This is a genomic window from Lysobacter sp. Soil_C_15 (genome assembly GCF_057657315.1).
The window spans coordinates 413,235-437,187 of sequence record NZ_JBDGIR010000005.1; the positions used below are offsets into that span (position 1 = coordinate 413,235).

The following is a 23,953-nucleotide window of genomic DNA, read 5'->3' on the forward strand; positions in this document are numbered from 1 at the left end:
AAGAGCGAGGGGAGAGGAACGAGTTGCGTCAGGCGGGTTCGGGAACGGCGCTGTCGATCAGCGCCGCGTCGATCCTTCTGGGCGCCGGCGACTGCAGCGGACCGGGCGCGGTGACCGCGCCGCGCGAGGCCGAGCCGACCAGGCGCGCGTACTTGGCCAGCACGCCGGTGGTCACGCGCGGCGCCATCCGCGCCGGTTCGCGCGCGGCCAGGTCGGCGTCGACGCTGAGGGTGCGGGTCTTGACGTCGATGCCGACGATGTCGCCCTCGCGCAACCGCGCGATCGGGCCGCCGTGCGCGGCCTCGGGCGAGATGTGGCCGACCATGAAGCCGTGGGTCGCGCCGCTGAAGCGGCCGTCGGTGATCAGGGCGACGTCGTTGCTCAGTCCCTGGCCGACCAGAGCCGCGGTGACCGCCAGCATCTCGCGCATGCCCGGGCCGCCGGTCGGGCCTTCGAAGCGGATCACCACCACGTCGCCGGCGCGGATCTGCCGCGCCTGCACCGCGGCGAACGCGGCTTCTTCGGAGTCGAACACCCGCGCCGGGCCGGCGAAATGCTCGCGGCCGTGGCCGGCCAGCTTGAGGATGCAGCCGTCCGGCGCCAGGTTGCCGTAGATGATCGAGTAGCCGCCGCGCGGCTTGATCGGATCGGCGACCGGACGCACCACGTCCTGGGTCTCGCTCATCGCCGCGTCGGCCAGTTCCTGGAAAAAGGAACGGCCGGTGACCGTGGGAATGTCCTCGATCAGACCGGCCGTCTTGAGTTCGCGCGCCACCAGTGCCGCACCGCCGAATTCGAACATCTCCGCGGCGGTGTAGCGCCCGCCCGGTTTCAGGTCGGCGATCACCGGCGTGTGCGCGGCGGCTTCGAACTCTTCCAGGTCGAAGGCGACGCCGGCTTCGTGGGCGATCGCCAGCAGATGCAGGGCGGCGTTGGTGGAGCCGGCGGTGGCCGAGACCGCGCGCGCGGCGTTGCGCAGCGCCTGGGGAGAGAGCAGTTCGCGCGGTCCCGGCCCGCCGTCGCGCAGGCGTCGCATCACCATTTCGCCGCAGGCGCGCGCGGCTTCGGGCTTGTCGGCGTGGATCGCCGGAATATCGTTCAGGCCCAGCGGCGACAGGCCGAGGAAGGTCAGCACCATGGCCATGGTGTTGGCGGTGAACTGGCCGCCGCAGGCGCCGGCGCCGGGGCAGGCGTGGGTTTCGATGCGCTGCAGTTCGGCGTCGTCGATGCGCCCGGCCGAATGCGCGCCGACCGCTTCGAACACGTCCTGCACGGTCAGCGGCTTGTCCTCGCCGGTGCCGCGCTTGGACGGGCAATGGCCGGGCATGATCGTGCCGCCGTAGAGGATCACGGTCGGGATATCCAGGCGTGCGGCGGCCATCGCCGCGGCGGGGATGGTCTTGTCGCAACCGACCAGCAGCACCATCGCGTCCAGGCAATGGCCGGACACCGCCAGTTCGATCGAGTCGGCGATGGTTTCGCGCGAGGCCAGCGAGGCGCGCATGCCGTCGCTGCCCATGGCGATGCCGTCGGTGACGGCGATGGTGTTGAACTCGATCGGCGTGCCGCCGCCGTCGTGCACGCCGCGGCGCACGTGCTGGGCCAGATCGCGCAGGGTGATGTTGCACGGCGACACGTCGGACCAGGTGTGGACCACGGCGACCAGCGGTCTGGCGATGGCCGCGTCGTCCAGCCCGGTGGCGCGCAGCATCGCGCGCGCCGGGGCTCGGGCCGGGCCTTGCTTGATGGCGTTGCTTCTCACGTACAACGGTTCCTGTGTTGCGCGTCCGTGGCGCGAATCCGCACGTCCGCGTGCGGTGCTGCAGGAACCCAGGGCCGTAAAAACGAAAAACCCCGCGCCTTTGGGGCGCGGGGTTCGAGGTTCTTTCGACCTTGGGTTGTGTGGTTTTGCTACACGAACCCGACTCCCGCGCTGGTAAGCGAGGTAATAAGTACGAGGACGAGAATAATCGTGGCGATCGCGGGTGCGAGCTTGAGCGCGGCGCGCGCGGCGTCGTTCGAGGCCTTGGCGGCCTGGAGCGAAGTCGTCTGCGTGCGGGTGCTGCGCTGCGTCATGCGAACGAGAAGAACACGCCCGTTTGCGGCTTGTCAATAGTTTCTTGGAAAACCATCGCGGGCCGTGCGAGCAGTCACAGCAGCGAAACGGACGCGTTGGCGCTCGGTCATCCGAATTAGTGTGCTTTAAGAGGAAATTACGATCGGCACGAGTCGGCGCTTGCGTGCTTGCGTTGCGGCGTCGCGAGCGTTCAGCGCGTTCAGCCGCACCGCGCGTTTGTGCCGAGTCGGCGCAGCCATCGCGAAGGCATCGCGAAAGGGACGGACGGGTAAGCCGCCGGCTTAGCCCCCTCCGTCCCTGGGGCGCCCACCTGGGGCGCTCAGGCCCAGGCGGTCGCCAGCAGACGATCGCGCAAGGCGGCGTAGTCGGCCGCCAGCGGCTCGGCCGAGGCCGGCCGCGCCAGCGACTCGGCCAGGGCCGGCGGCGGTTCGACTGCATGCCCGACCAGCGGCTCGACGATGCCGTCGAACTTGGCCGGATGGGCGGTCGCGACCACCGCCCACGGCCGCTCGTCGCCGTGCGCGCGCAAGGTCTCGAGCAGGTGCAGGCCGGTCGCGGTGTGCGGACAGGGCACCACGCCGTGCCGTTGCGGCGCCGCGGCGATGGTGGCGCGGATGGTGGCGTCGTCGACGCCGACCGCGCGCACCGCCGCGCGCAGCTCGGCGTCGTCGCGATGCCAGTGGCGCAGGCGTTCGAAATTGCTCGGCGCGCCGACGTCCATCGCGTTGGCCAGGGTGGCGCGGGTCGGCTGGGCGGCGTAGTCGGCGCCGGCGAAGTAGCGCGGCAGGGTGTCGTTGGCGTTGGTGGCCAGAGCGATCTCGCCGATCGGCAGGCCCATGCGGCGGGCGACGAAGGCGGCGCAGGCGTTGCCGAGATTGCCGGTGGGGACGATGAAGTTGAGCGGCTCGCCGCGCTGCGCGTAATGCTGGCTGGCGGCATGGGCGTAGTAGGCGGCCTGCGGCAACAGCCGGCCCAGGCTGATGCTGTTGGCCGAGCTCAACGGCAGGCGCGCGCGCAACGCCTCGTCGGCCAGGGCCTGCTTGGCCAGGCGCTGGCAGGCGTCGAAATCGCCGTCCACGCGCAGCGCGCGCACGTTGTCGCCCCAGCAGCCCAGGCCGTGGGCCTGGCGCGGCGAGACCCGGCCGTCGGGATACAGGATCGCCACTTCGAAACCTGGCCGGCGATGGAAGGCGGCGGCGACCGCGGCGCCGGTATCGCCCGAGGTCGCGACCAGGATCGTGGTAGGCGCGTCGTCGGCGCGGCGCAGGCCGGCCAGGGCGCCGGCGAGGAAACGCGCGGCGTAGTCCTTGAACGCGGCGGTCGGGCCGTGGAACAGCTCGAGCAGCCAGTCGTCGGCGCCGGCGAGCGGGCGCAGCGGCGCGTCGAACGAGAACGCCTGCGCGCAGATCTCGCCGAGCCGTTCGCGTAGCGAGGACTGTTCGAAGTAGGGCGCGAGCAAGGCATGGGCGGTCTGGTGCAGCCGCTCGGCGGCGAGCGGTTGCGGCAGCGCCGGGATGCGTTCGGGAACATACAGGCCGCCGTCGGGGGCGAGGCCGGCGGCGAGCGCGGCATCGACGTGCGTCGGGGCGGTGCGGCCGCGGGTGCTGAGGAAGTTCATGCGGGGTCCGGTGATGGGGCGTGGGTGCTTGCCGGGAAGAGCGAATCCGCCTCGGCCCCTTTTTAAAGGGGGAAGACAAGCAGGTCGAATAGGTGAGGGCCTAGGCTCTTGCGGTTGCCTTTGCCTTTGCTGTTCCCCTTTTGTCGAGGGGGTAGGGGGGGCTTTGCTCTGCCTACCCGATCACCTCCGCCCGCGGTCCCGCCACCGGACCGACGTAGGCGCGCGAATCGAATCCCGCCGCCGCGAAGGCCGCGCGCATCGCCGCCGCCGCGGCCTGCGCCTGGGCCTCGTTGACGAACCAGGCGAAGCAACTCGGGCCGGCGCCGGAAATGCTGGCGCCGAGCGCGCCCTGCGCCAGCGCGGCGGCCTTGACCTGGGCGAAGCCGGGAATCAGCGGCGCGCGGCGCGGCTCCACCAGCAGGTCCACCAAGCCTTCGCGCAGCAGGCTGGCGTCGCCGCGTTGCAGGCCGGTCAGGAACAGGGCCAGGTGCTCGCTCTGCTTGACTACCTGCGCCAGCGGATACGGCTCGGCGAGCGCGGCGCGCGCGCGCCGGGTTTCCAGCACCTGGTCCGGATGCACCACCACCGCATGCAGGAACGAGGGCACTTCCAGCGCGATCATCCGGGTCGAGGTCGCCATGACCACGCCGCCGAGCAGCATCGGCGCGACGTTGTCGCCGTGGCGGCTGCCGCTGGACACCGACTCGCCGTCGAGGGCGAATTCGTACAGCGCTTCGCGCGACAGCGGCTGGTCGAGCAGCGCGTTGGCGGCGACCAGGGCGGCGACGCAGGACGCGGCCGAACCGCCGAGGCCGGAGCCCAGTGGAATGCCCTTGTCGAGTTCGAGTTCGAAGCCGTAGCCCAGGCCGAGCTTTTCGCGCAGCGAAATCAGCGCCTGGCCGGCGGTGTTGCGCGCCGCCTCCAGCGGCAGCGCGTCCGCGCCCGGCACTTCGCCGCGGATCGCGCGGATCCGCACCGTCGCCTCGTCGATCCGCCGCACCGTGGCCAGGTCGCGCGGGCCGGCGATGGAATGGCCGAGCACGTCGAAGCCGACCCCGATGTTGCCGACGCTGGCCGGGGCGAAGGCCCGCGCCTGCCGCGCCGCGGCTGCGGACGAGTCGGCGGCGGATGAAGACGTAGCAGCGCTCATGCACGGGCTCCCAAGGCTTGCGCGATCGTCAGCAGGTCGCCGAACACGCCGGCGGCGGTAACGTCCGGGCCGGCGCCCGGCCCTTGCACCACCAGCGGATTATCCGCGTAACGCAGGGTGCGGAACTGGATCAGGTTGTCGGTCAGCGCGCCGTGCAAAGCCGCGTGCCCGGGCGGCGGCGAAACCACGCCGACGCTGGCGCGGCCGTCGCGGCCGAGCCGGGCCAGGTAGCGCAGGCTCAGGCCGGCGGCGCGGGCGGTGTCGAAGCGTTGCTGCAAGGGCGCATCGAGTTCGTGCAGGCGTTCGAAGAACTCTTCCTTCGATACCGAGCGCAACGCTTCCGGCACCAGGCTCTCGACTTCGATCTGCTCCAGCGACAGGGCGCGGCCGGCCTCGCGGGCCAGGATCACCAGCTTGCGCGCGACGTCGGTGCCGGACAGGTCGTCGCGCGGGTCGGGCTCGGTATAGCCCAGCGCGTGCGCCTCGCGCACCAGTTCGGAGAACGCGGTGCGGCCATCGTAGCGGTTGAACAGCCAGGCCAGGGTGCCGGACAGGATGCCCTCGACTTCGGTCAGTTCGTCGCCGGTGTCGAGCAGCGAGCGCAAGGTCTGGATCACCGGCAGGCCGGCGCCGACCGTGGCCTCGTAGCGGAACTGGCCGCCGTTGCGCGAGGCGTCGCGGATCGCCTGGTAGCGCTCCAGCGGGCCGGCGCCGGCGTGTTTGCTCGGCGTGACCACGTGGATGCCGGCGGCGATCCATTGCGGGTAGTGCGCGGCGACCGCGTCGCTGCCGCTGCAGTCGACGATCAGCGCGTGCGGGATGTGCTCGGCGCGCACGTGTTCGGCGAAACGCTCCAGGTCCAAGGGTTCATGCGCGTCGGCCAGCGCCGCGGCGCCGTCCTCGAACGCCAGCGCGCGCGGCGCCAGGTGCATGCGCCGGCTGTCGGCGAGCGCGCGCAGGCGCAGGTCCAGGCGCGAATTGCGCTGGAAGCGCGGTTGCGCGGCGGCGAGCTGGGCGAGCAGGGCGCGGCCGACCTTGCCGGGGCCGATCAGGCCGATCGAGATGCAATGCGGCGACAGCCAGAACGCCGAATGCGCGGCGCGCAGGGCGCGGGTCGCGTCGCGCGCGGCGATCGCCACCGAGATGTTGCGCTCGCCGGCGCCCTGGGCGATCGCGCGCAGATTCACCCGCGCTTTGGCCAGGCCGTCGAACAGTTGCGCGGCGACCCCGGGCAGGCCGACCATGCCGTCGCCGACCGCGGCCAGCACGCAGATGTCGTGCGTGACCGTGACCTCCTGGGCCTGGTCGTCGGCCAGCGCCTCGGCGAACGCGGCCAGGATCGCCTCGCGGCCGCGCTCGGCCTGGTCGGCGCGCACCGCGCAGCAGATCGAATGTTCGGACGAGCCCTGCGAAATCATGGTCACCGATACGCCGGCGCTGCGCAGCGCGCCGAACAGGCGCTCGGCGGTGCCGGGCACGCCGACCATGCCGTTGCCGACCAGCTCCAGCACCGCCAGGTCGTGGACCAGGCTCAGGCCTTTCACCGGCACCGCATCGGGCTGGCTGTGCAGGCTGATCAGGGTGCCGGGCGCCTGCGGGTTGCGGGTGTTGCGGATGCGCAGCGGAATGCCGCGCTGCTGCACCGGCGCCAGGGTCTGCGGGTGCAGCACCTTGGCGCCGAAGTAGGCCAGTTCGCAGGCTTCGGCGTACGACATCGACGGCAGGCAGACCGCATCCGGCACCAGGCGCGGATCGGCCGAGAGCACGCCGTCGACGTCGGTCCAGATGGTCAGCGCGTCGGCGTCGAACAGGTTGGCGAAGATCGCCGCGGAAAAATCGCTGCCGTTGCGGCCGAGCGTGGTGTCGCGCCCGTGCGCGTCGCGGGCGACGAAGCCGGTGATCACCACCTGACGGTCGTCGTGATCGCGGCGCCACTGCGCCAGGCGCTCGCGGCTGGCCGTCCAGTCCACGCCGACGCCCATTTCGCCCGGGTGCACCACCAGCACCTCGCGCGCGTCCAGTCGGCTCCACCCCGCCGGCGCGCCGCCGAGCGCGGCCTGCAGCAGATGCGAGGACAGCACTTCGCCGAGCCCGGGCAGGGCCGCGGCCAGCGCCGCGTCGTCGTGCGCGGCCAACTGTTCCAGGCGGCGGCGCAGGCCTTCGCATTCGGCTTCGACCGCCTCGCGGGTGCCGTGGCGGCGATGCGGGTCCAGCGAGTCGGCGGTGTCGACGTGACGCTTGCGCAGCGCCGCCCAGGCCGGCGCCCAGTCCTGGCCGGCGCGGACTTGCGCGACCAGGGCGACCAAGGCGTCGGTGACGCCCTGCATCGCCGAAACCACCGCCAGCCGCTGCGGTGCGCCGTCGTCGAGCAGGCCGACCGCGACCCGGTAGCGGTCGGCATCGGCCAGGCTGCTGCCGCCGAATTTATGCGCGTGGCGCTGCGGCAGCGGCGCGGGGCGGGCGATCGGCCCGGCTAGACAGGCGTCGGGGTCGGAAGGATCGGGCAGGGACGCACCCGGCGCGGACGGATCGGCATCGCGATCGAGCGCGGGGGATTCGAGTACGGCTTGGGAGAGGGCGGACGACATGGGGAGGCTCCTGGTGGAGCTCCGCGTCCGGTTCCGGGTTCAGGCTGCCAGCCCGCACCCTGGTCGGGTGCGGAGCGGCGTGGTGGTTTACCTGGACACGCCCGTCCGCACCCCTGGCGAGGTGGTACCGGTACCGGTGGTGGTAATCGACATCGACGCGCACGACGACGAGCCGGCGGACCGGGTCGAGGCGCTGCGTACGAGGGCGATGGCGGGGTGCATGGGGTTAGCAATAACCCGCCGTTGTGCGGCGCGTCAAGAGGGGCGGCGAAGGTTTCCGGCGGACGGTCGTCCGCTGCGTGGGCCGCGCAAAGAGGCCCCGCGCGGGCGCGGCCAGCGCTCGCATCGGGGCTTACGCGCTCGTGGAATCCGCCCGCGACGGCATGTTGCGCGACGCGATTTCGCCCTGCGTTGCAGCAAATACCATTGTCGCCTGCGACGGCACACTGCGCGGGCGGGAAAAGATGTGCCTTCGCATCGCCCGCCGTCTCACTCCGAATCTCGGCTGTTTCGCGTATTCCTGCGTTTCGCCGCTGCCTGCGCAACGGAATAGCCAAAGCGTCGAAGCCGTCGCACTCGCGACTAGACGCGATGCGTCAATCGCCCGGCGCCGGCGCGTCGCAGCGGGCAGAGTCGGGCCGCTCGCGTTCTTCAGGGCGGCGGAGGCGAGCGATATCCGTGCGCTTCGGTATGCGCGCAGTCGCCCGCATCCATCAGCGAAGAGGGCGACATGAAGCGAGTTTCCAAAGTGGGTTGTGCGGTGCTGGCCGGTTGCGTGCTGGCGGCGTTCGGCGCCGGCGCGGCGGCGGCCGAGCGCGCCGAGGCGGGCGGCTTGAACAGCCGCGACCTGGTGTATTCCTACGACGAGATGTTCGATTTCGACATCGAGCGCTATCTCGACAAGCAAGCGCCGCACCTGCGGCCGTATGCCGAGACCATCTCGCACTGGGCCGGCTACAGCGCGATCAGCCCGAAGGTGTTGATCGCCCTGATGGAGCAGCAGAGCGGCGTGGTCAGCCGCAAGCAGGCCAGCCGCGACGCGCTGCGGCGCCCGTTCGGCAAGCTGGCCAAGGCCGGCGATTTCAACGGCCAGACCCGCGAAGTCGCGCTGGCGCTGCGCCAGGCGCTGTACGAGCGCGAAGACGCCGACCTGGCGGCGAAGGGGCCGGTGCCGCTGGCGCGGGCCAATCCGCTGCAGGCCTTGTACGCGCAGTCGGGCGAGAACGAAGCCAATGCCGCGCTGCTCGGCGACGGCCAGTTCCAGTTGGTCTACGGCCGTCTGTTCAACGAGCCGCGCCGGGCCAAGGCGCCGTCGGCGCGTTTCGCCGCGCAGGGCGACATGGCCGCGCTGGCCGGCCCGCCGAACGGCTTCCTGCAGTTCCCCTACCCGCGCGGCCAGCGCTGGCACGTCGGCGGCGCGCACACCAACACCGGCTCGGGCAATTACCCGATGTCGTCGCTGGACATGTCGCTCGGCGGCGGCTGGGGCAGCAACCAGAGCGGCGTGTGGGTGTCCTCGTCGGCATCGGGTTCGTTCAAGCGCCACTCCTCGTGCTTCGCCGAGGTCGTGCACAGCGGCGGTTGGTCGACCACCTACTACCATCTGATGAACATCCAGTACGGCACCGGCGCCAGCGTCGCGGCCAACACCCGCATCGCCAACCCGGCCAACACTCAGGCCCAGGCGCTGTGCAACGGCGGCGCGTCGACCGGCCCGCACGAGCACTGGTCGCTGAAGTCGAACGGCAGCCACTACCACCTCAACGGCGTCTACCTGTCCGGCTTCCAGATCACCGCGATCGGCAGCAGCTACGACACCAACTGCAGCCGTTTCTATCTGACCAAGAACGGCACGCGTTACTGCTCGGGTTGGTTCACCAACCCCTAAGCGCTTCGCGACGCGCCCGGCCGGCATCCCCGGCCGGGCGCGTCGGCGCTCAGCCGCCCCAAGGCGGCGGCGGGGCCGGGACCGGCGCGCTCAGGTCGAACTCGACCCGGAACAGACGCCCGGGCCGGGCCAGTTCGTAGACGAAGCGGCCAGGCTCGACTTCGAGCGCCCAGACGTTGCCGATCGACGCCTCGCGTCCGAGCCGGCGGAACAGCGCCTGGCTCTCGGCATCGGCCGGAAATTCCCAGCGCCCGGCGGTTGCGCCCGGGCCCAGCTCGCCGCCGTACCAGGTCAGCGCATCGGCGCTGCCGTCGCGGTGGCGGTGATCGTGTTTCAGCCGCAGGCGGCCGTCGCCGAGCGCGTCGATCACCCAGGTGCGCGAGCGGTCCTCGCCGACCTGGAACGGAATGCGGATCTGGCCGGCGCGACAGTCGCGCACGTGCATCACCAGGCGCTTGCCGGCGAACGGGTCGTCGGCGCTGGCCGGGGTGTCGGTCGCGACCCGTCCGGCATAGGCGCGGCCGCACAGCGGGCGCAGGGCCGCGAGCAGGTCGGCCGTGGCGGCCGTGGCCGCATCGGCGCCTGCCGGGCGCGGCGCCGGCGCGGCGCGGGCGGCCAGTCCCAGGCCCAGGGTCACGGCGAGGGCCGGCAGCAGGCGGCGGATCGGGGCGCGACGGCGCGGGTAGCGGAAACGAGGCGGGAAGAGTGGGCGCATCCGGCCACGCTAGCCGCAGCGCCGGTTGCGGGCAATTGCCGTGGCAGGGCGGTGACGGCCCCGGGGCGGCAGGCCGCCGCGGCCCGCTGTCGCCGGCTTCCGGGCGGGGCCGCCTGAACGGGGTCGGCCCCGCGCGCCGATTGGCGCCGGCTGCGGTTTCCATGTCTAATGCGCACTGAAGCGGGGGTACCGCGGTCTTCGGATCGACGGTTGAGACAGTCCCTTCGAACCTGATGCGGTTGAGACCGCCGTAGGGAAGCTTCGCCGGACGCGCCGCGGGCGCGGCCGCGCGCGCCCGCTTCGTCCCGGCTCGAAAGAGCGAATCTCAGGACGAAAGCCATGAATGCGGTGCCCTCCGAACTGATCCAGCAAGCCGAGCAGCTCTCGGCCGACGTCACTCGCCCGATCCCCGGTTCGCGCAAGATCCACGTGCAAGGCTCGCGCGCGGACCTGCAGGTGCCGATGCGCGAAATCGCGCTGGCGCGCACGCCGACCATCTTCGGCGGCGAAGACAACGCGCCGCTGGCGGTGTACGACACCTCGGGCGCCTATACCGATCCGGCCGCCGCCATCGACCTCGCGCGCGGCCTGGCGCCGCTGCGCGCGGCCTGGATCGCCGAGCGCGGCGACACCGAACAGCTCGCCGGCCTGTCCTCGGAGTTCGGCCGCAAGCGCGAGCACGACCCCAAGCTGGCCCACGTCCGCTTCGGCAACCGGCCGCTGCCGCGGCGCGCGATCGCCGGCGCCAACGTGACCCAGATGCACTACGCGCGCCGCGGCATCGTCACCCCGGAAATGGAATACATCGCGATCCGCGAGAACCAGCGCCTGGAGGCGATCCGCGAGGCGCACCTGCTGAATCAGCATCCGGGCCACAGCTTCGGCGCCGACATCCAGAAGATCATCACCCCCGAATTCGTCCGCGACGAAGTCGCCCGCGGCCGCGCGATCATCCCCAACAACATCAACCACCCGGAAAGCGAGCCGATGATCATCGGCCGCAACTTCCTGACCAAGGTCAACGCCAACATCGGCAATTCGGCGGTGTCCTCCGGCATCGCCGAGGAAGTCGAGAAGCTGGTGTGGTCGATCCGCTGGGGCGCGGACACGGTCATGGACCTGTCCACCGGCAAGCACATCCACGAAACCCGCGAGTGGATCATCCGCAACTCGCCGGTGCCGATCGGCACGGTGCCGATCTACCAGGCGCTGGAGAAGGTCGACGGCCGCGCCGAAGAGCTCAACTGGGAGATCTTCCGCGACACCCTGATCGAACAGGCCGAGCAGGGCGTGGACTACTTCACCATCCACGCCGGCGTGCTGCTGCGCTACGTCCCGCTGACCGCCAAGCGCGTCACCGGCATCGTCTCGCGCGGCGGCTCGATCCTGGCCAAGTGGTGCCTGGCGCATCACAAGGAGAATTTCCTCTACACCCATTTCGAGGAAATCTGCGAAATCATGAAGGCCTACGACGTGGCCTTCTCGCTCGGCGACGGCCTGCGCCCGGGCTCGATCGCCGACGCCAACGACGCGGCCCAGTTCGGCGAGCTGGAAACCCTCGGCGAGCTGACCCAGATCGCCTGGAAGCACGACGTGCAGACCATGATCGAAGGCCCCGGCCACGTGCCGATGCAGCTGATCAAGGAAAACATGGACAAGCAGCTGGAGGTCTGCGGCGAAGCGCCGTTCTACACCCTCGGCCCGCTGACCACCGACATCGCCCCGGGCTACGACCACATCACCAGCGCGATCGGCGCGGCGATGATCGGCTGGTACGGCACCGCGATGCTGTGCTACGTGACGCCGAAGGAGCACCTGGGCCTGCCCAACAAGCACGACGTGCGCGAAGGCCTGATGGCCTACAAGATCGCCGCCCACGCCGCCGACCTGGCCAAGGGCCATCCGGGCGCGCAGGCGCGCGACAACGCGATGAGCAAGGCGCGCTTCGAGTTCCGCTGGGAAGACCAGTTCAACCTCGGCCTGGACCCGGAGCGGGCGCGCGAGTACCACGACGAGACCCTGCCCAAGGACGCGCACAAGGTCGCCCACTTCTGCTCGATGTGCGGCCCGCATTTCTGCTCGATGAAGATCACCCAGGACGTGCGCGACTACGCCCGCGAACACGGCGTCGACGAGCAGGCCGCGCTGGACGAGGGCATGGCCGAGAAGTCGGCCGAGTTCCGCGCCCAGGGCGCGGAGGTGTATCACCGCGCCTGAGGGCGCGCCGGGACGGAGGCATCGGACGTGCTGGATGCCTTCCGCCCCGGCTGCGGCGCGACGCATCGCCGCGCCTGAGGACGCGGCCGGCGGCCCCCGGATGGCGCACAGTCGCCGGCGCCGCGGGGCAGGCTTGCCGCGGCCCCGGCTTTGGCCCCTACTATCCGCCGACTCCAGCCCGCGACCTCCCGGCTCCCCGCTCCATGGCCAGCTACGCTTCGCTCAAATGGCGCGCCCTCGCGCGCCGGCATCCGTCCGCCTTCCTGCTCGCGGCGCAACTGTTGAGCATGCTGGCCTATCCGCTGTTCGAGCCGGCCGGCGGCGGGCGGGTGGTGTTCGGCGCGTTCGGCGTGCTGGTGCTGGCGCTGGCGGTGTGGGTGGTCAACCGCAGCCCGGCGATCAAGTGGATCGCCTGGATCATCGCGATACCGGCGTTCGCGCTGTCGGTGCTGTCGGTGCTCTACGCCAGTCCGGTCCTGCTGGTGATGTCTTCGGCGCTGGAGGCGGCGCTGTACTTCTACGCCGCCGGCGCGTTGATCGCCTACATGATGAGCGACCACCGGGTCACCGCCGACGAACTGTTCGCCGCCGGGGCGACCTTCACCCTGCTGGCCTGGGGCTTCGCCTATGCTTTTCTGGTCTGCCAGGCTTGGTACCCGGGCAGCTTCGTCGGTGCCGAGCGTCCAGGCGAGCCGCGGACCTGGATCGAGCTGCTGTTCCTGAGCTTCACCAATCTGTCGGCGGTGGGCCTGGGCGATATCCTGCCGATGAGCCCGGCGGCGCGCGTACTGACCATGTTCGAGCAGTTCGCCGGGGTCGGTTACATCGCCGCGGTGGTGTCGCGCCTGATCGGCCTGACCATCCTGCGCCACGACCCGCGTTAAGCCGTCGGCGGGTTTTCTTACAGAAAAACACACACTTATCGGCGCCTTTTGGAACGATACGTTTCGGCGTCTTCACGCTAGCCAGGCGTTTTCGCCCAGCCAAACCGACCCGTCCCGGCTGCCGGGGCGCTAGAATAGTGTGCTGGTGGTGCGCTTTTCCCATCGCGCCACCGCGCCATGCCGGATATGTCGGTTTGTCGTTCGGCCGCCCATGCGTTCAGGCACATGACTGGCGGTGGGCGAGTGCGCACCATCAGCAGGATCCATGCCCCGAGTTCACGAGCCATCGATGCCGCCCTTGCCCGCAGAGCACCTGCGGGTCGGCGATTGCCTGGTCGACATCCCCTTGCGCGAGATCCGCGCACCGGGGGCGCGTCGTCCGCGCCGGATCACGCCCAAATCCATGGGCGTGCTGCTGGTGCTGGTCGAGCACGCGGACCGGGTGGTCAGCCGCGACGCGTTGATGGCCGAGGTCTGGCCGGACACCCTGCCGACCGACGACGTGGTGACCCAGGCGATCACCCAGCTGCGCAAAGCCTTCGACGAAGACCGCGGCAATCCGCGCTACATCGAAACCATCGCCAAGAACGGCTACCGCCTGCTGGCGCGGGTGGAATGGCTGCGCGCCGAAGGCGCGCCTGCGCCGGCCGCGGACGCCGACATCGAAGCCGCGGTTGCGCCGGCCCATGCCGCCGCGACGGCGCTGCCGGGGGCGCCGGGCTACGCCGGCCGGCCCGCCACCGAGCGGCTGGACCCGATTCCGCCGCTGCCGGGCAGCGCGCGCCCGCGCGGCAACTGGCGCTCGATCCTGGGCGTGATCGGCGCGGTGCTCGGCCTGGTCGCCGGCCTGGTCTGGTGGTCGCTGGCGCGCCAGCCCAACCTGCAGGCGGCGCTGCCGACCGCCGATCCGGCACGGGTCGCGGCCAATACCGCGCGCGCCTACCGGTTGATCACCTCGATGCCGGGCTTCGAACTGGCCCCGACCCTGTCGCCCGATGCGGCGATGGTCGCCTATGTCGCCGTTCCCGAGGGCCAGCGCGGCACCGCGATCCTGGTCCAGACCACCGACCAGACCCCGCCGCGCCAGTTGACCCAGCCCAGCGGCCTGGCCGAAGACAGCGCCCCGGCCTGGTCGCCGGACGGCCGCTCGATCGCCTTCCTGCGGGTCGAGCCGGGGGTGTCGTGCCGGATCCTGATGGTCGCCGCCAACGGCGGCGCCGAACGCGAGCTGGGCGACTGCGATTCGCGCAGTCCTCCGACCTACGACTGGACCCCGGACGGCCGCGGCCTGATCTTCGGCAGCATGTGGACCCCGCAAGGCACGGTCGGCATGCGCGTGCTCGACCTGGCCAGCGGCGAGTGGCGCGCGGTGCCGTACGAGCCGGGCGTGGGCAATCTGGACCTGTGGCCGCGCTTCTCCCCGGACGGGCGCTGGCTGGTGTTCGTGCGCAACAACCCGCAAGGCGATTTCTGGCGCCTGCCGGCCGAGGGCGGTACGCCCGAGCGGCTGAGCAAGCTCGGCGCCGACGTGCGCGGCTGGGACTGGCTGCCGGACAGCCGCGGCCTGCTGTTCGGACGCATGATCGACGGCGATACGCGCATGTTCCGCCTCGATCTCGACGGCGGCCAGGCCCGCGACCTCGGCATCGAGTCGGCCCAGGCGCCGGCGGTGGCGGCGGCGCGGCCGGCGGCCGCCTTCGTCCAGCGCAAGCCTTACTTCGGCCTGTTCCGGGTCGTGCTCGGTGATACCTCCAAGGGCGCGGTGCACGTGGTCGATCCGCTGTTCCCCTCGTCGGCGCGCGACATCCTGCCGACCGTGGCTCCGGACGGGCGCCAGATCGTGTTCGCCTCCGACCGCTCGGGCAGCACCCACCTGTGGTGGGCCGATCTCGACCAGCCCGATTCGCTGCGCATGCTGCAAGGGGTGCTGCCGAACATCCGCTACGCGCCCTCGTGGTCGTCCGACAGCCAACGCCTGACCGCGGTCGGTACCGATGCCGAAGGCCGCAATGCCCTGTACGAAATCGTTCCGACCAGCGGCAAGGTGACCCGCCTGCCGGCGCCGGTGGCCGAACCCTTGCAAGTGGTGCAGATGCCGGACCCGGATCGCCTGCTGGTCGTGGCCGGCGGCAGCGACGGCCGCCTGCAGGCCCAGCTGTTCGACCGTCGCCGTTCGCCCTGGCGCCCGGTCGCCGCCCTGTCCGACGTGTCCCAGGTCCGGCTGGACCGGGCCCAGTCGCGGCTGCTGTTCACCCGCCAGACCGAGGCTGGGCTGTGGCAGTCCGATCTGCAGCTGTCTCCGGCTAGCGTGCGACGCATCGACGCCAACGAACCGGTCGCCGACCGCTACCGGCTGTGGGATGTGGCCGGCGCGACCGGCGAGCTGCGCTACCTCGACCAGCAGCCGACCTGCCTGTCCTTGCTGCGCCGGGTGGCCGATCCGAGCGCCGCGCCGTCGGTGCTGTGCCTGGACCAAAGCCGGCGTTCGGCGATCAACGGATTCAGCCTGAGCCCGCGCGGCGACACCGTCTATCTGGCCCTGGCCAAGTGGGATGGCGCTGATATCGGTTACATGGATCTGCCCGAAGAACCGAAGACCTTCGTTCCGGGCTGGCTCAACTGATTGATAACAAAGGAAAATGAGCTTTCGGAAAAGCTTCGGTTGTGACCTCGTTCCGAATTCGCCTAACTCTCCGTCAAATTTCCGGCGCCGCGGTCCTTGCTCAGGCAAATAAAAACCTCATTCCCCGCAAATGAGGTGGACCAATGGAGCAAGCATTGTGGGCGGATCGCGGACAGCTGTTGCAGCTGGACGCGCAGGATCCCGCCGCCCAGGCCAGTTGCGTCGGCGTCTCGCGTCTCGGCAGCGCCCAGCTGGCCGGGGCTCATTTCTCGATCTGGGTCCAGCTGCGCGGCAGCTCCTGGGTCGAAGCCAAGGAAGGTAAGTTCCGGCTGAAGCGCGGCGACTGGATCGCGTTCGAGCGCGACTCCAAGCCGGTGCTGCAGGCCGACCGCTACGGCGTCTGCATCGGCCTGAACCTGACCGGCGAGGCGATCAAGGCCATGGCCCGCCTGGCCGACTGCACCCTGTACTCCGGCCGCGGCCGGATGAGCGTGCACGACGCCCGCATCGCCCTGCGCCTGTGGCGCCAGGCCCATGCCCGCAACGGCGAGGCCGATACCGGTTTCGACCTGAACGCCCTGCGCCCGATCCTGCTCCACCTGGCCGGCGTCCAGCGCGACCTGACCGCGCGCATCCAGCGTTGCCCGGGCCGCTCGCGCAGCCGCAAGCGCCAGGTGTTCGGCCGTCTGCAGCGCGCCCGCCTGTACCTGGAAGGCAACTGCGACCGGGTGGTGCGGATCAGCGAACTGGCCGAGCTGACCAGCTTCTCCAGCTGGTACTTCTCCAAGACCTTCCACAGCCTGTACGAGGAGAGCCCCCAGGCCGCCTCGGCGCGGATGCGTCTGGAGCACGCGGCCGATCTGCTCGAGAACACCTCGATGATGATCGGCGAAGTCGCGGCCGCCAGCGGTTTCGACAACTGCTGCAGCTTCGCCCGCGCCTTCCGCGCCCGCTTCGGCACCTCGGCGACCCGCTACCGCAGCGCCGCGGCCAACGCCAAGCAGGAAGCGGCCAAGCCCAAGCCCGCGCCGGTGGTGGCGATGGTGCGCAAGCTCGCGGCCTGAGGCCCGTCGCACCGTTTCAGTCGTTCGTTCTACGCCAGCACGCATTACCGCAACGCCAGCAACACGACTCCCCCAAGTCGCAGACCGTCTGAAGCCGTCCGAGTGACGCCATAGCCCGCCGAAGTTTCGACCGCGCCGCGCGCGGCGAAACTTCGGCGCCGCGCAAGCCGGCGCACCGCCTTCCGTTCCGCCCTCCCGTTCCCGGCTCCGCATGCGCGCTGCGCCTGCGGGCTCGGCCGCGCCCGGCGGATCGGACGCGGTCGACGCCCTCCGCCGCTGCGTCGTCGCCGCGCCTGCGCGGATCGCCCGCCGCGCCGGCGCCATACATATGCACGCGCGCGAGTAACCGCTGGCGGCCAAACGAGGCATGAACGAAGCCGGCGCGGCGATGCCGGATGCGCCGATGCCTTTGCCGAATGCGGCCGATGTTCGTCCGAAATTCTTCCGCGCGCGTCGCGCGACGGGTCGGAACGTCTTGCGCCATCGGCGCGCGCGACGCGATCGCGTCGTCGCACAGCGCGCCGCATGCGTCCGGCAGCGTTGTCGCGCATCGTCCGCGCCGCGATTCGCGTCCGATAACCGCGCGATGCAAAACAGCGCATGAACGCAGCGATGGATGCGATCCGATGCGCGAAACCGCAACGCGATTGCATCTTCGCGCTTGCATTTTTCATGCGCATGCGCGCGCGTCCGCGACGACTCACTCAGCAAAATCTCTCAACGTCAGCCGCAAAGCAGTCCAGGCGCATGGGCCGTACTTTTGCGAGGCGTTTTAACACGCCTATAACGAGATTACTGGAGAGAGATAGATGAACCATCGCAGTCTGCGCCACGAGGCGCGGTTCGGCATGCTGCCGACCGCCATCGCCGCGGCGTTAGTGTCGGCTCTGGTCCCGGCGGTTGCCGGCGCTCAGGAAGCCGATGCCTCCAAGAGCACCACCACCCTCGACCGCATTGAGGTCACCGGTTCGCGCATTCGCCAGGCCAACCTGGAAACCGCGCAGCCGGTGGTCACCATGTCGCGCGCCGACATCCAGAAGCAGGGCTTCACCAGCGTCGCCGACATCGTCCAGAACATCACCGCTTCGGGCTCGCCGGCGATCTCGCGCGCCGACGCGCTGTCCTCGGGCGAAGAAGTCGGCGGCCAGTACGTCGACCTGCGCAACCTCGGTCCGGAGCGCACCCTGGTCCTGATCGACGGCAAGCGCATGGGCATCAGCTCGGCCGGCTACTCCGACCTGGCTTCGATCCCGAGCTCGATCGTCGAGCGCATCGAAGTGCTGACCGACGGCGCCTCGGCCCTGTACGGTTCGGACGCCATCGCCGGCGTGATCAACATCATCACCCGCAAGCGTTTCGACGGCCTGGAAGCCAGCGCCTACCTCGGCCAGTACGGCCAGGGCGACGGCAACAAGGAGATCTACAACTTCGTCATCGGCCAGACCGGTGAGCGCGGTTCGATCACCCTCGGCGCCGAGTACAGCAAGGAAGATCCGGTCCTGGCCAAGGATCGCAGCTTCACCCGTTACCCGAACGGCAAGGGCCACCCGGTTCCGGATCTCGACGCCAACGGCGAGTACCGCGACAACGGCTGGAGCAACATCTCGCGCAACGGCATCCTGGTCCGCGACAGCGGCAACCTGACCGCGCTGCCGGGCCGCGGCACCACCGGTTCGCAGGCCGATTTCCGCGCCTACAACCCGCTGACCGACGCCACCAACACCAACGAGCAGATGTACCTGCAGACGGGTCTGGAGCGTCGTTCGGTGTTCGCCAACGCCGAATTCGACATCACCGACAACCTGCGCGCCAAGGCCGACGTCCTGTACACGGACCGCGAAGCCACCCAGCAGATCGCCGGCTATCCGTTCCGTTCGTTCGGCTTCTCGCGCTACGAGGGCGACCTGTCGCTGTCGGGCCAGAGCGCGTTCAACCCGTTCCAGGGCGAGAACGTCGACTACATCCGCCGTACCTGGGAAGTGCCGCGTCAGACCAAGTCCGAGCTGACCACCTACCGCTTCAGCGCGGGCCTGGAAGGTTCGTTCGAACTGGCCGGCAAGCCGTGGGACTGGGATGTGGGCTACATCTACAACCAGAACAAGGGCAGCAAGACCGGCACCGGCAACCTGTTCCTGCCGAACGTGGCCAAGGCCGTCGGCCCGTCGTTCATCGACGCCGCGGGCGTGGCCCATTGCGGCAGCGCCGGCGCCGTGATCGCCAACTGCGTGCCGTGGAACCCGCTGCTCGGCTACGGCCAGGTCGGCCCGGGCTCGCTGACCAATAACCCGGAACTGCAGAAGTACCTGTTCCTGCCGACCCACGACCGTTCGGAAACCGAAACCCAGGTCTACAGCCTGAACCTGAGCGGCGTGCTGGCCGCGCTGCCGGCCGGCGACCTCGGCCTGGCGGTGGGTTACGAACACCGCAAGGAATCGGCCCGTTACGAGCCGGACGCGCTGCTGCAGTCGGGCCTGAGCTCCGACCTGGCCGGTGCGATGACCGAAGGCGGCTACAAGCTCGACGAGTTCTACGCCGAACTCAGCGTGCCGGTGCTGGCCGACGTCGCCTTCGCCAAGGAACTGTCGTTCAACATCGCCGGCCGTTACTCGGACTACGACACCTTCGGCGACACCACCAACGGCAAGTTCAGCCTGAAGTGGAAGCCGATCGACGACTTGCTGATCCGCGGCACCTACGCGACGGGCTTCCGCGCCCCGACCGTGGCCGACCTGTACGGCGGCACCAGCGAAACCTTCGACAACTACACCGACCCGTGCGATACCTCGTTCGGTTCGGCGGTGCGCAACCCGCAGGTTGCCGCCCGTTGCGCGGCCGTGGTCCCGGCTAACTTCCGTCAGGCCGCTTCGGGCGGTCCGGCGACCGGTCCGAACGCGCAGTCGAACTCGCCGTTCGCTTCGGGCTCCAACGCCCTGCTGAAGCCGGAAACCTCGAAGTCGACCACCGTCGGTTTCGTCTACAGCCCGAGCTTCGTCGGCGGTCTGGACATCAGCCTGGACTGGTGGAAGATCAAGATCGAAGACGTGATCGCCGCCGAGACCGTTACCTCGCTGCTCAATAACTGCTACGTGCTGGGCATCCAGTCGGCGTGCAGCCGCTTCGAGCGCGACTCGGACGGTCAGGTGGTCGACGTGACCCGCACCCTGATCAACGGCGGCTACCAGGAAACGGCCGGTTACGACCTCGGCGTCGCCTACCGCCTGACCGACACCCGCTTCGGTAACTTCACGTTCAACTGGAAGACCAGCTACGTCGATTACCTGGAGTACAAGCGCGACAACGAATCGACCACCCCGGTCGAGCAGAAGACCAGCTGGGCCATCGACGGCACGGCCAACTTCCGCGTCCGCTCGAACTTCAACACCGACTGGCAGTACGGCGACTTCGGTGCGACCTGGAACGTGCGTTACTACTCGGGTCTGAAGGAAGACTGCGCGTACGACACCGCCGGCGGTCCGGAGTGCGGCAACCCGAACTACACCTCGGCTTACCGCGGTCAGCAGCCGGTGCGCGAAGTGGGCGCCAACACGTTCCACGACGTCCAGGTCCGTTACAACACCCCGTGGAACGCCACGGTGGCCCTGGGCGCCAACAACGTGTTCGACCACCAGGGTCAGACCATGTACAGCCAGCCGAACAGCAGCTTCGTCTACAACGGCAGCTTCGACATCGGTCGCTTCGTGTACATGAAGTACACCCAGCGCTTCTGATCCAAGCGGTTGCTTCAAAAAAACTACGGCCCCTTTTGGGGCCGTAGTTTTTTGGGACTCGGGACTCGGGACTCGGGACTCGGGACTCGGGACTCGGGACTCGGGACTCGGGACTCGGGATTCGGGATTCGGGATTCGGGTTTGGCGAGGGCCGGCGGCCCAGCTCCTGCAGGAACGGCGTGCGCGGCGACCCAGACCCGGCGAACGGCCCGTCCCGCAGCGAACTACCCAGGCCGCCGGAGGCGGCTTTTTCATGCCGCGCGCGGCCGGCGCCTGCGCGACTCGTTGTTCTTTGCTCTTTCTTTACTCGTTCCTGCTCGCCGCCTCGCGCCGCCGCCCGGAATCCTCTAGGCTGGGGCGCATCGCAAGCCTTGCTGCGGCAGGTTCAAGACGGAAACCGGACATGGCGCTCAAGCGGATGGACAACGTGGGCATCGTGGTCGAAGACCTCGGCGCGGCGATCGATTTCTTTGCCGAGCTCGGCCTGGAACTGGAAGGGCGGGCGACGATCGAAGGGGAGTGGGCCGGGCGCGTCACCGGGCTGGCCGACCAGCGGGTCGAGATCGCGATGATGCGCACCCCGGACGGCCACAGCCGGCTCGAACTCTCGCGCTTCCTCGCCCCGCCGGTCGCCGCCGACCACCGCAACGCCCCGGTCAACGCCCTGGGCTATCTGCGGGTCATGTTCGCCGTGGACGGCATCGATGAGACGCTCGCCCGGCTGCAGGCGCGCGGCGCGCAACTGGTCGGCGAAGTCGTCCAGTACCAGGACACCTATCGGCTCTGCTACATCCGCGGGCCCGAAGGGCTGCTGATCGGGCTGGCCGAAGAACTGCGCTGAAGCGCGAACCAACAAAAAGGCCGCCCGTGGGCGGCCTTTCTGCATCGAATCGGCGGCAGCGGCGACTGGTTCGCGTTGCCCCCCGCCGGTCGCTCAGAACTTGGGCTTGTCTTCCTCGGCGGCGTAGCGCTCGATCGCCTCGACCAGGATCTTCTTGGCCTCGTCGGCGTTGCCCCAGCCGTCGAGCTTGACCCACTTGCCCTTCTCCAAGTCCTTGTAGTGCTCGAAGAAGTGGCCGATGCGCTCCAGCCAGTGCGGGCTGACCTGGTCGATGTCGTGGATGTGGCTGTAGCCGGCGAACACCTTGTCGACCGGCACCGCCAGCAGCTTCTCGTCGCTGCCGGCCTCGTCGGACATCTTCAGCACGCCGACCGGACGGCAGCGGATCACCGAGCCGGGGATCAGCGGCAGCGGCAGGATCACCAGCACGTCGGCCGGGTCGCCGTCGCCGCAGACGGTGTGCGGGACGTAGCCGTAGTTGCAGGGGTAACGCATCGGGGTCGAGAGGATGCGATCGACGAAGATCGCGCCCGAGGCCTTGTCGACCTCGTACTTCACCGGCTCGGCGTCCTTCGGGATTTCGATGATGACGTTGATTTCGTGCGGCGGATTCTTGCCGGTGGAAACGTGGTCCAGACCCATTGTGTTCCGACTCCTGGCGGGCCCGCGGCGGGGGCGGCGGGCACGGTGATGAAAAGAAAGGGTGGGGCATTCTACGCGCCCGGGTGTTGCGATGCAGCAGGGGCCGGGGCGGGCAGGGGGCCGGCCCGGGAACGCGCCGGCGCCGGCGTAATCGTCGAACGGCCGCGAAGCGGCGCGCTACGGCGCCGATCGGCCGCCCAGCGGACCGCACCGGAGCGATAGGCGCAGCCGGCGATGCGGCGCCGTCCAAACCGGTCTAGCGCGCGTCCAATGCCCGCAGGCGGTCTGTCCGGGGTCGGACTTGAGTCCGCCCAGCGCCCTGGCTATACCGTATGGATCGATCTAAATCCGGGGAATCGCGATGGATTGGGGAGCGCAGGCGCTGCACGAGCTGGTCGGCTTCTTCGGCCTGGGGGCGCTGCTGGAATTGCTGGCCGCCGACGGCTACCGCGCCTTGCTCAGCGCCGACGGCGCCAAGGCTCTGTTGTACCCGGTGATCCCGGTCCTGCTGGTGTACGAACTGTTGCGCACCATCGCCCGGCGCCGGTTCAAGTTCGAGGACTACCGGGTGCCGTTCCTGACCCTGGTCGCCAACCGCCTGATCGGCGCGGTGCTGAGCTTCGGCATGGTCGCCGCCTGCATCGGGCTGTTCCAGCCGTACGCGCCGTTCCAGGCCGAGATCGGCCCGCTCGGGCTGATCTACGGCTATCTGGTCTGGGAATTCGCCCACTTCGTCTATCACTACCTCGCCCACAAGGTGCGGCTGCTGTGGTGCCTGCATTCGACCCACCATGCGCCGGCCGCGATGAATCTGTCGGTGAACTACGCCCATCTGTTCCTGGAGGCGCCGTACGCCGACATCGTCCGCACCACGATCTGCATCCTGGCCGGGGTCAGTCCGCCGCTGCTGCTGTTGATCATGTTCATCGACGGGCTGTGGGGGCAGTTCATCCACCTGGGCGAGCATGCGCTGGGCGATGGCCGGCTGGGCCGGCTGCATCGCTGGATCCTGACGCCCGCGCATCACCGCGTGCACCACGCGCGCAACCCCCTGTACATGGACACCAACTTCTGCAATCTGCTCAACGTCTGGGATCGCGCGTTCGGCACCTACCAGGCGCAGCGCGAGGACATCCGGATCGAATACGGCATCACCCGGCCGGTTCGGCCCGGCAGTTTCCTGGATGCCTATCTGGGCGAATTCCAAGTGTTGCTGCGCGACGTGGTCGCGGCGCCGGGGTGGCGCAACAAGCTGCTGTACCTGGCGATGCCGCCGGGCTGGAGCCACGACGGCCGCTACAAGACCGCGTTGCAGAGCAAGCGCGAATGGCTGGCGCAGCAGCAGGGGGCGGCATGAAGCGCGCGTCCGCCGCGCTGCTGGCCTGGCTGGCGCTGGCGGCCGCGCCGCCGCTGCCGGCGGCGGACAACCTGGCCTTGCGCCGGCCAGCCACCGGCTCGCCGACCTGCAAGCCCGGCGAGGAAGCCGGCAAGGCCTTCGACGGCCGGCTCAGCAGCAAGACCGAGCACAAGTTCTGCACCCTGCAACGGCCCGGGTGGCTGCAGGTGGACCTGCAATCGCGCCGGCAGGTGCGCGAATTCGTGCTCAAGCACGCCGGCGCCGGCGGCGAGCCGGAAGCGATGAACACCCGCGCCTACACGCTGTCGCTGTCCGACGACGGCGCGCGCTGGCGACCGGTGGCGCAGGTGCGCGACAACCGCGACAGCGTGCGCACGCACGTCATCGCGCCGGCTTCGGCCCGCTATGTGCGACTGCAGGTCGACCAGCCGGCGCAGGATCCGGCCGACCCGGCCACCCGGATTTACGAGCTGGAAGTGCGCTGAGCGATCGCTGCAGGCCGGTCCGGCCGGAAAACAGACCGGCCGCCGCAGGTCCTCCTGCGGTCCGCACCGGGCGGCC

17 protein-coding genes and 1 riboswitch are annotated in these 23,953 nt (G+C 69.8%); of the genes, 10 read left to right on the forward strand and 7 right to left on the reverse strand.

Annotation, left to right across the window (positions count from 1 at the left end; all coding sequences use genetic code 11):
* Positions 1-28: 28 nt before the first annotated feature.
* The 5 genes from ilvD to thrA all read right to left on the reverse strand — a co-directional run bounded on the left by ilvD (position 29) and on the right by thrA (position 7,433).
* On the reverse strand, positions 29-1,762 hold the full coding sequence (gene ilvD, locus AC3A57_RS14670; RefSeq protein ID WP_487579577.1) for a dihydroxy-acid dehydratase: 1,734 nt from the start codon (positions 1,760-1,762) through the stop codon (positions 29-31).
* A 149-nt stretch (positions 1,763-1,911) separates the two neighbouring features.
* Entirely contained in the window at positions 1,912-2,076 is a 165-nt protein-coding gene (locus AC3A57_RS14675; RefSeq protein WP_487579578.1) for a hypothetical protein, read from the reverse strand.
* Between the two features lie 320 nt (positions 2,077-2,396).
* Positions 2,397-3,695 carry a threonine synthase gene (gene thrC, locus AC3A57_RS14680; RefSeq protein ID WP_487579579.1) on the reverse strand — a complete coding sequence of 433 codons (1,299 nt, stop codon included), beginning with the start codon at positions 3,693-3,695 and terminating at the stop codon, positions 2,397-2,399.
* Positions 3,696-3,867: 172 nt separating this feature from the next.
* Positions 3,868-4,845, reverse strand: coding sequence for a homoserine kinase (locus AC3A57_RS14685; protein WP_487579580.1), 978 nt, complete (start codon positions 4,843-4,845; stop codon positions 3,868-3,870).
* Positions 4,842-7,433: a bifunctional aspartate kinase/homoserine dehydrogenase I gene (gene thrA / locus AC3A57_RS14690; protein WP_487579581.1), complete on the reverse strand. Its 2,592-nt coding sequence runs from the start codon at positions 7,431-7,433 to the stop codon at positions 4,842-4,844. Before thrA ends, AC3A57_RS14685 begins: the two co-directional genes overlap by 4 nt.
* A gap of 730 nt (positions 7,434-8,163) precedes the next feature.
* Between thrA and AC3A57_RS14695 the strand changes: the two genes are divergently transcribed.
* Positions 8,164-9,321, forward strand: a complete 1,158-nt coding sequence (locus tag AC3A57_RS14695; protein ID WP_487579582.1) for a M23 family metallopeptidase — start codon at positions 8,164-8,166, stop codon at positions 9,319-9,321.
* Between the two features lie 49 nt (positions 9,322-9,370).
* Here AC3A57_RS14695 and AC3A57_RS14700 read toward each other — a convergent pair whose 3' ends face one another.
* The gene (locus AC3A57_RS14700) at positions 9,371-10,036 is read right to left on the reverse strand and encodes a hypothetical protein (protein WP_487579583.1); all 666 of its coding nucleotides are present in this window, start codon (positions 10,034-10,036) and stop codon (positions 9,371-9,373) included.
* Positions 10,037-10,208: 172 nt separating this feature from the next.
* A riboswitch (TPP riboswitch) is annotated at positions 10,209-10,311 on the forward strand.
* 64 nt (positions 10,312-10,375) lie between these two features.
* Between AC3A57_RS14700 and thiC the strand changes: the two genes are divergently transcribed.
* The 7 genes from thiC to AC3A57_RS14735 all read left to right on the forward strand — a co-directional run bounded on the left by thiC (position 10,376) and on the right by AC3A57_RS14735 (position 21,393).
* Positions 10,376-12,253: a phosphomethylpyrimidine synthase ThiC gene (gene thiC, locus AC3A57_RS14705; protein ID WP_487579584.1), complete on the forward strand. Its 1,878-nt coding sequence runs from the start codon at positions 10,376-10,378 to the stop codon at positions 12,251-12,253.
* A 203-nt stretch (positions 12,254-12,456) separates the two neighbouring features.
* Complete coding sequence (locus tag AC3A57_RS14710) at positions 12,457-13,137, forward strand: ion channel (RefSeq protein WP_336132549.1); 681 nt, start codon at positions 12,457-12,459, stop codon at positions 13,135-13,137.
* 289 nt (positions 13,138-13,426) lie between these two features.
* Positions 13,427-15,760, forward strand: coding sequence for a winged helix-turn-helix domain-containing protein (locus AC3A57_RS14715; RefSeq protein WP_487579585.1), 2,334 nt, complete (start codon positions 13,427-13,429; stop codon positions 15,758-15,760).
* A gap of 143 nt (positions 15,761-15,903) precedes the next feature.
* A complete protein-coding gene (locus tag AC3A57_RS14720) occupies positions 15,904-16,824 on the forward strand; it encodes a helix-turn-helix domain-containing protein (protein WP_221671364.1) in 921 nt (306 codons plus the stop codon).
* Positions 16,825-17,191: 367 nt separating this feature from the next.
* A complete protein-coding gene (locus AC3A57_RS14725) occupies positions 17,192-17,428 on the forward strand; it encodes a hypothetical protein (protein ID WP_487579586.1) in 237 nt (78 codons plus the stop codon).
* A 205-nt stretch (positions 17,429-17,633) separates the two neighbouring features.
* Complete coding sequence (locus AC3A57_RS14730) at positions 17,634-20,552, forward strand: TonB-dependent receptor plug domain-containing protein (protein ID WP_487579587.1); 2,919 nt, start codon at positions 17,634-17,636, stop codon at positions 20,550-20,552.
* 403 nt (positions 20,553-20,955) lie between these two features.
* Positions 20,956-21,393: a VOC family protein gene (locus tag AC3A57_RS14735; RefSeq protein WP_487579588.1), complete on the forward strand. Its 438-nt coding sequence runs from the start codon at positions 20,956-20,958 to the stop codon at positions 21,391-21,393.
* A gap of 93 nt (positions 21,394-21,486) precedes the next feature.
* Here AC3A57_RS14735 and ppa read toward each other — a convergent pair whose 3' ends face one another.
* Positions 21,487-22,035, reverse strand: a complete 549-nt coding sequence (gene ppa / locus AC3A57_RS14740; protein ID WP_487579589.1) for an inorganic diphosphatase — start codon at positions 22,033-22,035, stop codon at positions 21,487-21,489.
* A gap of 361 nt (positions 22,036-22,396) precedes the next feature.
* On the opposite strand from ppa, the gene AC3A57_RS14745 reads away from it, so the two are divergent.
* Together AC3A57_RS14745 and AC3A57_RS14750 are read left to right on the forward strand one after the other, a co-directional pair.
* Positions 22,397-23,392, forward strand: a complete 996-nt coding sequence (locus AC3A57_RS14745; protein ID WP_487579590.1) for a sterol desaturase family protein — start codon at positions 22,397-22,399, stop codon at positions 23,390-23,392.
* The gene (locus AC3A57_RS14750) at positions 23,389-23,877 is read left to right on the forward strand and encodes a discoidin domain-containing protein (RefSeq protein ID WP_487579591.1); all 489 of its coding nucleotides are present in this window, start codon (positions 23,389-23,391) and stop codon (positions 23,875-23,877) included. Before AC3A57_RS14745 ends, AC3A57_RS14750 begins: the two co-directional genes overlap by 4 nt.
* The last annotated feature ends 76 nt before the right edge of the window (positions 23,878-23,953 follow it).

Bases quoted from the DNA above. Each gene is read 5' to 3' on its own strand.
- AC3A57_RS14700 (WP_487579583.1), bottom strand. From the start codon at position 10,036: ATGCGCCCACTCTTCCCGCCTCGTTTCCGCTACCCGCGCCGTCGCGCC.
- AC3A57_RS14720 (WP_221671364.1), top strand. From the start codon at position 15,904: ATGGAGCAAGCATTGTGGGCGGATCGCGGACAGCTGTTGCAGCTGGAC.
- AC3A57_RS14685 (WP_487579580.1), bottom strand. From the start codon at position 4,845: ATGAGCGCTGCTACGTCTTCATCCGCCGCCGACTCGTCCGCAGCCGCG.
- AC3A57_RS14745 (WP_487579590.1), top strand. From the start codon at position 22,397: ATGGATTGGGGAGCGCAGGCGCTGCACGAGCTGGTCGGCTTCTTCGGC.
- AC3A57_RS14710 (WP_336132549.1), top strand. From the start codon at position 12,457: ATGGCCAGCTACGCTTCGCTCAAATGGCGCGCCCTCGCGCGCCGGCAT.
- AC3A57_RS14715 (WP_487579585.1), top strand. From the start codon at position 13,427: ATGCCGCCCTTGCCCGCAGAGCACCTGCGGGTCGGCGATTGCCTGGTC.
- AC3A57_RS14735 (WP_487579588.1), top strand. From the start codon at position 20,956: ATGGCGCTCAAGCGGATGGACAACGTGGGCATCGTGGTCGAAGACCTC.
- AC3A57_RS14725 (WP_487579586.1), top strand. From the start codon at position 17,192: ATGAACGAAGCCGGCGCGGCGATGCCGGATGCGCCGATGCCTTTGCCG.
- AC3A57_RS14750 (WP_487579591.1), top strand. From the start codon at position 23,389: ATGAAGCGCGCGTCCGCCGCGCTGCTGGCCTGGCTGGCGCTGGCGGCC.
- AC3A57_RS14695 (WP_487579582.1), top strand. From the start codon at position 8,164: ATGAAGCGAGTTTCCAAAGTGGGTTGTGCGGTGCTGGCCGGTTGCGTG.
- ppa (WP_487579589.1), bottom strand. From the start codon at position 22,035: ATGGGTCTGGACCACGTTTCCACCGGCAAGAATCCGCCGCACGAAATC.
- thiC (WP_487579584.1), top strand. From the start codon at position 10,376: ATGAATGCGGTGCCCTCCGAACTGATCCAGCAAGCCGAGCAGCTCTCG.
- AC3A57_RS14675 (WP_487579578.1), bottom strand. From the start codon at position 2,076: ATGACGCAGCGCAGCACCCGCACGCAGACGACTTCGCTCCAGGCCGCC.
- thrC (WP_487579579.1), bottom strand. From the start codon at position 3,695: ATGAACTTCCTCAGCACCCGCGGCCGCACCGCCCCGACGCACGTCGAT.
- AC3A57_RS14730 (WP_487579587.1), top strand. From the start codon at position 17,634: ATGAACCATCGCAGTCTGCGCCACGAGGCGCGGTTCGGCATGCTGCCG.
- thrA (WP_487579581.1), bottom strand. From the start codon at position 7,433: ATGTCGTCCGCCCTCTCCCAAGCCGTACTCGAATCCCCCGCGCTCGAT.